A 12,583-nucleotide genomic window follows, 5' to 3' on the forward strand; every position below is an offset into this window, starting at 1 on the left:
ATGGTTATTTGGGTTTCATTTCATTTTTCAGATATTATTCTATATTCAATCTTTAGTATTTTCAACAGATTTTTTACAGTTTCTACAAAAAGTTTTTACTATTTATCAAGTAATTATTAATAATTTATGTGATATAGCAAATAAATATCAATATTACTACCAGAATAGTAACATGATATCTATTTACATTGAGAATTTATTAAATTTTAAACTTATCAACTTCCATTTCTAAACGCTCAGCTTTTTCTTTCAGTTTTTCCACTTCTTGTGATACTTCTAAAATAGCTTCCGTTTGAGTTTGAATTGATGCCGTTACTTCCTGTGAACACGCTGCTGTTTCCTCTGATATTGCTGCAATATTATTTATTGAATTAACTACTTGTTCATTTTTGTCATTCATTTCTTCAACAAAGCTTCCCATATAATCTATTGCAGTTGTTATTGTGTCAGTCGCCTGTGTAATATTATTAAAGGCTTCATTCACTTCATTTACTGAAACGAATTGATCCATAGATACTTCTTTTACTTTTTTCATATCACTTACACTGCTTAATATATCTTGCTTTATATTTAAAATTATCTCTGCTATATTTTTAGTTGATACTGCTGAATTTTGTGATAATTTTTGAATCTCTGTTGCAACTACTGCAAAACCTTTGCCAGCTTCCCCTGCTCTTGCCGCTTCTATAGATGCATTTAGTGCAAGTAACTGAGTCTGCTCTGCAATCCCCTTTAAAACTCCAAGTATATTTTCTATATTCTTAGATTTATCACTTAAGCTTTCTATATTTCCTTGAGTTTTTTCTACAATGGAAATTGTTGTTTGTGCCTTTTCTTTTAAATCTTGAACCTTGTTAATTCCATTTGCAATTGCTTTAGATGAATTGATTGATTCATTAATCATTAGATTAGTCTTTTCCTCTAACTGATTAAATTCTCCCCTCATGTCTTCTCCAAGTCTTGCACTCTCTTCTGCTCCACTAGCTTGATTAGATGCTCCTTGCGCTATTTCTTGTGATGTAATATTTATATCCCTTGCCACATTAGTTGTTTCCTGAGACTTTTCAGCCAAAATTGCAGAACTCTCTTTCATATCATGAGTCAAATCTTTTGTTTTGATTAATAAAGCAGAAACCTTACTCATCATCTCATTGAAGCTTTCACCTAATAATTTAATTTCATTTTTCGCTCTAGTAGAAGATTTTACTGTAAAATCACCAGTTGATGCTATAGATAATAAGTTTGATATTTCTATTATAGGCATTGAAATTCTTTTCGATACATACATGATTACTGCAGCTGCTGCAAGTAATATTATTAAGCCTGCAATTAATGAAATTTTTGTTATTTTATTTATAATAGCTTTTGCACTGGATTCCTTTTGAACTGTTATGACTGACCAATTAAATGAATTCCCATCTAATTTTATGTTCGTATAAGATGCATAGTAATTTTGACCATTTTCTTTATACTTAAGGCTACCATCATTCCCAGCCATCAACTGAGCTATAATTTCTTTTAACCCATCCGACACTTCTATCGGTTCTTCCTTAGGATTTCCCTCTTTGACTCCAGTTGTTCTAGTTTGGTTTTTATAATTATATAATTCTTCAATCACTTCGGTATTAGGATGTGCAACAACAACACCCTCTCCATCTATTATGAAAGAATATCTTCCTGATGCTTCATCTGAATATTCACTTACTACTTCCTGCAATTTTTCTAAATTAATATCAGATCCCATTACTCCAACAAACTTGTTATCTTCAACCAAAGGAACAAATATTGAAGTTACTGGATTCTTAGAAGAAACTGAGTAATATGATTTTGATACAAACGATGATAAAGAACTTTTTGCTTGCGCAAACCACCATCTGTCTGATCTGTCAGCAAGATCCCCTGATGATCTCCCAGTCTGCATTCCTTTTTCATCCTGCATATACAATAATTCAAAATATGGATTTCTGTCTTTAGTTTCTTTAAGTACTTTTTCCTTTGTATCTTTACTTCCTTCTCTTACTTCTGAATTATATGCCAGATCTTCTGTCACTTTATATGCCGTATCCATAAAAGAAGAAACATTTTTTGATATAAGCTTAGATAACATTTCATTCTTACTATTTATTTCATTATCATAATATTTCGATAAAATAGTGCTTACACATAAAATAATTCCAAGAGTCAGTACAACGGATATTGATAACATTGTGATTAGGAGTTCGCTTTTTATGCTCTTTATTTTCACAGAGCTATTTTTATCTTTATTATTTGTTTGCTTGTCCATTGTCTTTTCATATTGTTTTCTAATCAATCCCATTTATTTTCTCCCCTTATCAATATTTCTTATAAAATAAGTAGTAGTTTTAGAATTATTTTTTACACTATAAAAATTATGTTTATTACAATAAATATACTTATTCTTTTACAAGTTATGCTTATTTTTCATGCATTATTGATAAATTATAACATATTACTAGCTATTATCAACATTTATAATGTTTTTTATATAATAAAGTACATATTTAATAAAATTCTAAAGAAAAGTTAGTCTTAGACTTAATTTTATGAATAGATTTACTGCGGATACGTAATAACAATTTCATGGTAACACTCTTAACTTTTCATACTGCTTAGATCATTAAAATCTCTAGTTATATATATTGCAAAAATAATCCCTCATCATAATTCTAAAAATATTACAAGAATTTTAGCCGTAACTGTGAATTATGAAATATGTATTGTGAATTGCAACATATATGAATGGAAATCTCTATACTTTTATAAAAAACAAAAAGCCGTATAAGATAATTATAAAATCATCTTATACAGCTTAAATTAATTTACTCTAAGTTCCTAACAATATTATATATACGACTTTTAAATTAAGTTTATATGATCATCAACTGAAAACTTAGCTTTAGTGGAAAATTTAAATTCCAGTTTTAAATTTAGATATCTATAGATATCCAAATCTAAAACTAAATTCATGTGGTAACTTACTGAAATCATAAATATTTTGTTCCGAAAAGCTATGAAAATATCGCTAAAGATTCTAAGTTGCAGGTTTCACCACTTTAGCATGCTCCCACTTTCAGTGTGACAAGCTAAATCGGAACAACCTACAACTAAGAGTCTTAGTAGCTCATTTTCAAATGTTTTCTTCACAAATATATTTATGATTTCTAGTGAAGATATGAACTTGATTTTTTATCAACTTTGTAAATATGTTCATCTATATACTCATTTCAAGTATACAAAAACTTCTAGCTTACCGCTGTTTCTTGGAATTAAGTTATCTTTCATTACTTCTCCATTTACAACTACCTTTGTAACAACTTGATTATCACTATTTTCTGAGCTATAAGGTATGGATGTTACATCACTTTGATAATTATTATTTTGCTCATTATTCTTAGTATTTACGTTTAATCCATTTTCATCATTTGCTCTAGAGACTTTTATAGTGTAATCTTCTTTTTCATTTGTAATTTTTATTTCAAATTCGTTCCAAGATTTTGGTATACAAGGATTTATAGCATATCCCTTATCTTGAACCTTTCTAAGTCCCAAGATATTTTCAACGCCAACTCTGTACATCCATCCTGAAGCTCCTGTATACCAACTCCAGCCTCCTCTTCCTGCATGAGGCTCTTTTATATACACGTCCGCTGCCATCACATAAGGTTCTACTTTATATGTCATACACTCTAACTCTGTTTTTGCGTGATTTATAGGATTTATCATATTAAAATAGCTTACTGCTTTATCACCAAGCCCAAGTTTAGTTAAAGCAAGTATTACCCAAACTGCAGCATGAGTATATTGACCTCCATTTTCTCTTACACCTGGTACATATCCTTTTATATAACCTGGTTCTAACTTAGAATTACTAAATGGTGGTGCAAGCAATAAGATCATTCCCTTATCTTTCTTTACAAGGTTATTATCCACGGCTTCCATTGCTTCAATACTACGTTCCTTCTGTCCTGCACCTGATATAATTGCCCAGCTTTGAGCTAACGAGTCAATTCTGCATTCTGGATTTTCTCTTGAACCAAGAGGTGTACCATCATCAAAGTATGCTCTTCTGTACCAACCGCCATCCCAAGCGTTTTTCTCTAGATTATCTCGTATAAACTCTCTTCTTTCTTCAAAATGTTCTTTTGTTTTCTTATCGTTTTGTTTACCTGCAATTTCAATAAAGCTTTCTAATATTGAATATAGGAACCAACCAAGCCATACGCTTTCTCCTTTTCCCTCGTTTCCAACAGTACTCATTCCATCATTCCAGTCTCCACTACCCATTAAAGGAATATTATGAATACCAAATTTCAAGCTCTTTTCTATAGCTTTTAAACAATGTTCATATATAGTTCCTTCTTTTGATGATTGATTTACTATTGTATATCTTTCATCTTCACCTTCTCTTAAAGGTTCATCTTCTAAGTACGGAGCAGTAGCATTTAAAATATCATAATCTCCTGTGGAATTAATATACTCGGCAGTTACATAAGGCAGCCATAATAAATCATCGCTAAATCTAGTTCTTATTCCCGAATTAACAACAGGATGCCACCAATGTTGAACATCACCTTCTACATACTGTCTTGAAGCACTTCTTAGTATCTGCGCCTTTGTTATTTCTGGATTTACAAACCCAAGCGACATAGAATCTTGAAGCTGATCTCTGAATCCATAAGCACCACCGCTTTGATAAAATGCACTTCTGCTTAAATATCGACAACTTAAAGTTTGATATAAAAGCCATCCATTCAAAAGATAATCTAATGACTTATCTGGTGTCTTAACTTGTATATTTCCTAGGAAATTGCTCCAATATTGTTTTACTTTATCTAATTCATTTTCTGCATTTCCAAAAATCTTGTATTTACTTATTAATTCATCTATTTTTTCTTTTTCATCTTGACCAAATAGGATTAGCAGCTCCTTTTTCTCACCTTTTCTTAACATAACACTTGTTTGTGCGGCTAAACAAGGGTCATAGATGCCACCAGACTTATTGCTTAATCTATTATGTTTTAGAGCCTCAGGACTAAAAGTTTCTCCTCCAATACCTAAAAACTCTTTATTGTCTCCAGTAAAACTCAATTCTTTCCCACCTATAATGGTTAAGTAAGCATTTAATTTTCCAAAGTATTCACTGTATGGATTATGAGCACCTATAAATTTATTTTTGAATGTAAAATCTTCATTACTATTTTTAATGCTGCTTCTATTTAATACATCCATTGTTTCTTTATAGTTTGATTCATCTCCACCTATATATGTTGAGATATATCTTGAACTATCATACTCATAAACACCCAAAACAAGTTTTGCATAATAGAATAGCGAAACACTTCTATCCTCATTACTTAAGTTTTCTAGCGTAACCCTCTGAATTTTTAATCTTTCATTTTTAGGAGCAAAAATTTCTAATTTTCCTTTTATATTATATGCTGTATGTCTGTATTCAGAGTATCCAAAGCTATGTTTTATTAAGTAATCACCTGAATCTCTTACGGGTTTTGGTGTTATTGAAAAATACTTACCAGAGTCATTATCTTTAATATATAATGCTTCTCCTATAGGATCTCTAATATAATCATTACTCCAAGGCGTTATTTTATTTTCTCTAGAATTTCCACACCAAGTATATCCTGATCCTACTTCTGATATATGAAATCCGAAGTCATCATTTGAAATAACATTAATCCAAGGTGCTGGTGTATTTCTATAATTAGATAGTTTTATTATATAACTATTATCTTTCTTACAAAATCCACCATAACCATTAAAGAAATCTAAATCACTTACATCTGGATCTTCATCCACATCTTTACCATAATTATTAGAATCTTTTGATACATCCAAATCTAAATCAACTAAAGTTGAAATTTCCGAGTTATAAACTAACTCTCTTTCCTTCTTACTTTGATTAGATTTCTTATCTATTTCTAAATCTTCAATATCATCTTGATCTTCTGGCTCATTAATATTCTTTATCAAGTCATGAATATTAATTACTTCTTCATCATTATCATATACTTCATAAGGTATGTTTTCACCATCTGTATCTTGGTTAGTATTTTCATCCTTATATTTATCCTTAAACCTTGAATTATTTCTTAAAGCTATACGCGAATCTAATCCCTCATCATCTAAGTCCACATATCTATTAAAATTCTTTTCATTATATGCATATGAACTTAATGGATTATTCTTATCTACATATACTCTAGAAATTCCTATTAGTAAATCCTTAATTTCAGCGTCCATGGTTGCCTTATTGTGAATAAATATTCCACCCGCTTTATTTAAGTAATTACCTACATTGGATGACCTTATTACTTCCATTATATTTTTTTGGAGTGGTTCATCATAAGAAACTTCTTCATTATTATATATAATTAAATCTAACTTAACTCCCTTAATTCTTAAGTAATTGTGGAATTTTACCATAGTATATACTAAATTTATGTCTTCCTCATTTTCTATAGATAACATTATAATAGGTAAATCTCCTGAGATTCCATATGCCCATAAATCCTTTTGATGTCTTGAAATATTCCTAATATATTCTTCTCTATTTTTTCTAGTGTTAGTTAGAAAGAAAATTGAGCTTGCAGCACTTTGGAATATATTGGCTATGGCACTTCTTATTCCTAAAGTCTTTAGTTCAAGCTGCGCACTTATGCTATAATTTTTGAATACTCTCTCTAGCTTACTGTTGTCATTGTTATTTCTGCATATTTCAAGTATTTGTTCTTTTGATTCACATATTCCAGTTATATAATAAATTTCCTTCTTAGAGTTAGGCCCTAATCTAATTCTTGTTCTTATACTCATTATAGGATCTAAAACTGTTCCCACCGTATTATCTAAGGCTTTATCATTATCCATAGCTTTTGGATTCTTCAATTCTCTATTTCTTCCTATAAAGTTTATTCTTGAAGTTTCATATGAAATGCTTCCTTCTAAGTCTCCATTAACAACCGCCTTATGGAAAATATATGGAATCTTTGCATTCTTAACTCTACCTCTTCTGCTTCCTATAAGAACACTTTCCTTTTCATCATATTCTGTTTGAACAAATAAATTAGAGAATGTTGGGTGAACTACGTCAGCACTGAATGTAGCTAAAGTCACTTCCATGTAGCTTGTTATTTCAATACTTCTTCCCTTATCTCCTTTGTTATTTAAAGTTAATTTTCTAACTTCAAAATTTTCTTCTGATGATATTGAAACTTCCATCGAAGTTTCAATGTTGCCATCTTTTCTACTAAATTTAGCTTTATCTAAATTAAACTCAACTGAATATTTATCTCCAAGATCTTTACAAGGCTCAAATGTTGAACTCCAATATTCATTTGAATTCAAGTTCTTTACATAGAAGAACATTCCACTATCATCACTTGTAGAGTTTCCCTTCCATCTATAAAGCATAGTATCATTCTTTTTTGAATATCCATTTCCGTTTACTGTTAACATAGATGAATATTCACCATTGCTTAATAGTAATACTTGTGGACTATCCTGATTTACTTTTTCAAATACTCTTGGAATCAAAACCTCTCCCTCAAAATATCTATTCTTAACAGAAAAATCCTCATTTCTTTCAAAGACAACATTTTGTGGAATTTTCTCTTTCAGTAAAAGTTCTGTAGATTTTATCTCAGGAAGATCATGAAATCTATTTATTAAAATATCATTGCATAGGATATTATCCAAAGCCATAAGTGACATTCCTAAATGGTGTACCATATAAGTTGCAACTTTATTAACCTTCTGTGGATAACTTGAGTTATCATAATTACTCTCATCGCCATTATTCATGTGAATCTTACTGCTTTCATCATTTTTATTCACATTATTCACATTATCAACATGCTTATCATTCATATAACTTGTATTTTTATCCTGTGTATTATCCACTATTTTTTCGTAGTTATCCACATAATCCTCATACTTATCCACATTTTGTGTATAATTTTTTCCATTTGTTGAAATATTCTGCTCAAGAAGATCATTTTTAGAAAGTGTCATTATGTACTTATCTTTCCTAGCTTTAGTATAATCTACAGCTTCTATGAAACCATATCTTCCTAATGCGCCTAACTTTTCAAGTTCTTTAAGATTTTTAATTCCAGAATCTTTATCAAAAGAAATAGCCATTAATGTTGAATATGGAGATATTACAAGATCATCTTCAAGTCCTCGTTTAAGACCAAGTCCAGGCACCCCAAATGCCTTGTATTGATAATTTTCAGCTGCATCAAATTCATAAAATGCAGATTCTGATATTCCCCACGGAGCTTTCTTTTGCTTAGCAAAGCTTTTTTGTGCCTTTATGACGGACTTATAAGTTTGACTAAGTAAAGTCTTAGGATAATTCCTCATTATTAATGATGGCATAAAATACTCAAACATAGTTCCACTCCAAGATACTAGTGAATGAGTATGGAATGCATTAGTCATGGAACGTCCTAACTTAAACCAATGAGAAGAAGGCACATCATTTTTAGCTATCGCAACAAAAGATGCTATTCTTGACTCAGATGCAAGCAAATCATAATAGGAGTTTCCAAGAGAATTTTCCTCTACATTATATCCAATGGAGAATAGTCCTCTAGTTTTATCATAAAGAAAAGTAAAATCCATTTCTTCTGTTATTTTATCAATATCTTGTATTATATTATCTATCTTATCTATGTAATTTTTGAAATTATTTATCTTTTCTCTAAATTTGCCTCTGAAATTATCCCCATTTTTTCTTCTATAATTCTCGCATCTGTGGATTAATTCAACAATATCTGGCACTCCTTCGAAAAATTCCTTACTATATAACTTTTCTATACCTTCAAAAATAAAGCTATAATAGTTAATCTTTTTTCTAACCTCACCTATAAGCTTATCAATCCAATATCTTGCTTCTTCGCTCTCAAGTTTTAATTCGCCTATACTATTTTGTTCTTCATCACTTAAGTTATTTTCATTATTCATATTATTATTTTCCGACTTAAGTTTCTGCTTTAGACTGATTATCTGCTCTGTTTCCTTTAAATCTTGAAGTTTAAATAAAATTTCATTTAATACCTTTATATATTCTGCAATATTAATATGTGAAGAAAATTTAAGTTTCAGATTAGGAGCTTCATCTTCAATTATTTTATAAATATCATTTAAAGATGTAACTTCTTTTACCCTTATAACTTTATTATGCTTAAGCTCTTCCATGGACTTCTTTAGCACCCACAAATTACCTAGAAGATTTCCACTATCAACTGTTGATACATATCTAGGCCATAAAGGTTCTTTTGTTTTGGTATCATACCAATTTAGATAATGACCATTTACCTTTTGAAGAGTTTTCATACTATTTAATATAAGTTCTATTCTGTCAACAAACTCTGCCATGGTTATATATCCCAAGTCATATGCAGCAATGCTTGAAGTAATTCCCATACCTATATTAGTTGGAGAGGTTCTATGTGCAACTCCCTTAAATGGTTTTTCCTGATAGTTATCTGGAGCTAGGTAGTTGTTTTCTTCATTAACAAAATCCTCATAATAAGCATATATTCTTCTAGAAATTTTTCTTAAGTAAGTTTTTTCTTCATTCTTTAAAGTATTCTTCTTGTGTTCTGGACGTTTAATACTTATGGTATAAGCCATATAAGGGCTAACTATCCATAATGCCGCAACCACTACACTATAAGTAACTACTCCTAACGAGCTATAAAATGATAAGTATAGTACAAGCAGACCCATTATAGGAGCAATCCACATTCTCTTCAAATAATTAATAAAATTATTCCTTGAGTTTTTTTCTACAAGTTCTGCTGACTGCCATTCTAAAAGATTTTTCTTAGAAAACATCACTCTATATAGTGTTACTATTATTGCATCAAGCATCAAAAAAGCTTGATAAGGAATAAAGCTTACTATTAGCACTATCTGCTCTAGCGTTTTAAATGCTCCCATTAATTTATTTTTAGGTGTTACAACAAAATCTGTTACCACAAATACTAATGGAGTTATTAAAGCTAAAAAGGCAAGAAGTGCAACTTGACTTCTTCCAAATAAAACAGTGAGAGATAATATAAGAGCGAGAAGTAAATTAGGTGCTAATAAACTTCTTCTTAGATTATCAAATATCTTCCACTTATATAATAAATTTATTTTATTAGAAAATAACCATCCTATTAGCTGCCAGTCACCTCTAACCCATCTATGCAATCTTTTGCAGCTAGATTCATAAAATGCTGGATATCCATCAATAAATTCCACATCGCTTAATAATCCGCATCTTGCAATACCACCCTCAAGCAAATCATGACTTAAGACTGTATCATCTTTTATTGAATTACTTAACACTTTATAAAATTCATCTATACATATTATACCTTTACCAGTAAAAGACCCTTCTCCAAATAAATCTTGATAAGTGTCAGAATAAGCAACGGAATATCCATCAACTCCTTCTTCTCCTCCAAATACTTTTGAAAAATAAGTTTGATTCTTAGCTTCTAGGCTAATGCTCACCTTAGGCTGCATTATCCCATATCCTCTTACGACTCTATTATCTTTTATATGAGGAATATTAAGAATATGACTCATAGCCCCTACAAGTTTAAATGCACTTTCTCTAGGCATGAAAGTATCTTCATCTAATGTAATTAGATACTTAACTTGTTTTAGCTCTTCAATATCCGAACTAAAAACATTATAAGTATGATTCTTACTTCCTCTAATAAGAGCCATAAATTCCATTAACTTTCCACGTTTTCGTTCCCTGCCCATGAATACATTTTGCTTCTTATTATAGATTCTCTTTCTACTAAAGAAAAAGAATCTATTTTCACTAACACCTTGATCGTTTTTAAAGTCATCGGAATATTTCTCATTTAAATCTCTAGCATATTGAACTCCAGATTTAATTATCTCAACATCTTGCTGAGAAGTCTCATGCTCAGAATCATGAAAATCACTTAGCAACGCAAAATAAATATTCTTATCCTTATTTCCGCAATATGCTACTTCTAATTTATTCATAAGTTCTTTAACTTTATCTTTAGAATTTACTATAGCCGGTATTACAACTACAGTTTTATTTTCTTTAGGAATTCCTGAACTAAAATTTAATTTTGGAATTAATCTAATATCAACAACTTTACCCACAGTATAATTCGTAAGTCCAATTATTATTTCATTGACTGGAATTAATATTATAAGGAACGAAATTACGTACTGTACCAAAGTGTATCTAACACCTAATAAGCTGCTTATTAATAAAATAAGAAAACTTATTAAAAGTGTTCCAAAGATATTGCATGCTACATACGTATTTGCAGATATAGTTGTTTTTATATTATTTCCATATTTCTTTAACTCGTTTATTCCCTCATCAATTAAGTAATATCCAATATGGCATTTATAATTTTCTTCTTTATTAGTTTTACTATTTCTTGCAAGCTCTAAAATATTGCTAGCTAAAGTAATTTCATCTGCGTTTGATATTCTAGCCATCTTTTCGAGCTTATGCCTATAATAATCCTTAGATTCAAAATCCATGCTATCATAAATATTCGCAGGATCATTTTTAAGTATTTTTTCAACAAAAGAAGTTTCTTCAAAGAATCTTCTCCAGCTTATTCCCTCAATCTTTCTAATAAATGTTATGTATTCTCCAATATTTCTTTCTAAAACTTCTTCTCTTAAATCACTTCTAATATTATTTTTATCTAAATCCGAATTTACTTTCCATTTAGACTCTACAAGATCATTTATTCTTGGATCTTCTATAGAATTATCTCTTAATACACTAAAAAATTCTCTTAAAAATAAAGGTCCAATATTTTTCCCAACATTAATATTTCCTATTTTTTCTTCGAACTTATTGTTATTAATTGCATCTATTATCTTTTCAGCTATATCTCTTCCTCTTATGATTTCTTTTTGAATATCAACAAGTTCGTTAGTATACTTAGATAAATTTATTATTATAGCTATTTTAAGCATTAATGGGAATGCCCACAATTCTCCTGTAGTGAAAATTTTCTCTTTATTATTAAAATTTCCGCTTTCAATATCGCCTTGAAGTCCGTTTATATATGATATAAGTTTATCACAATCAATCTCATTCCCGTTATTTATATAGTCCTTTGCCACTACAAAAATGCGTGGAATAAGTTCCCTATTTTCATTATCTTCATCTGTATTGTTATCTTTATTTCTATTGTAATTAACATTACCTATAGAAGATAGTCCCTTAAAATAATCTATAGGCATCTCAATCTTTATCGCTTTGTACTCTTTTTCTATTAAGTATATATTATCAAGAAGCCATTCAGATGCCCCAAGCACTTTATATCCGTTCTTAGATAATTTGCTAAAGTACCTAAAATTTTCATGGATGCAAGAAAATCCATCAGCTAACTCTTTTAAAACATTCTTTCTTACTCCATAAGAATTATTTCTCCTCAAGTAAAAAACTCCCTTCTTACTATTGGTATATTCAAAAAAAATAATAGGTTAATATGATAGTCTATTTATCTTTATACTTTATAAACATAACTTCCCA

At 29.8% G+C, this 12,583-nt stretch carries 2 protein-coding genes; both read right to left on the reverse strand.

Features of this window, described 5'->3' with window-relative positions:
• Window positions 1-199 precede the first annotated feature (199 nt).
• Window positions 200-2,317, reverse strand: coding sequence for a methyl-accepting chemotaxis protein (locus tag L1S46_RS00700; RefSeq protein ID WP_103698805.1), 2,118 nt, complete (start codon window positions 2,315-2,317; stop codon window positions 200-202).
• A 923-nt stretch (window positions 2,318-3,240) separates the two neighbouring features.
• The gene (locus L1S46_RS00705) at window positions 3,241-12,486 is read right to left on the reverse strand and encodes a glucoamylase family protein (RefSeq protein ID WP_238898834.1); all 9,246 of its coding nucleotides are present in this window, start codon (window positions 12,484-12,486) and stop codon (window positions 3,241-3,243) included.
• Window positions 12,487-12,583: the final 97 nt, after the last annotated feature.

Origin of the sequence: Clostridium sp. YIM B02500 (assembly GCF_022324665.1) — a bacterium.
Classification (GTDB): domain Bacteria; phylum Bacillota; class Clostridia; order Clostridiales; family Clostridiaceae; genus Clostridium; species Clostridium beijerinckii.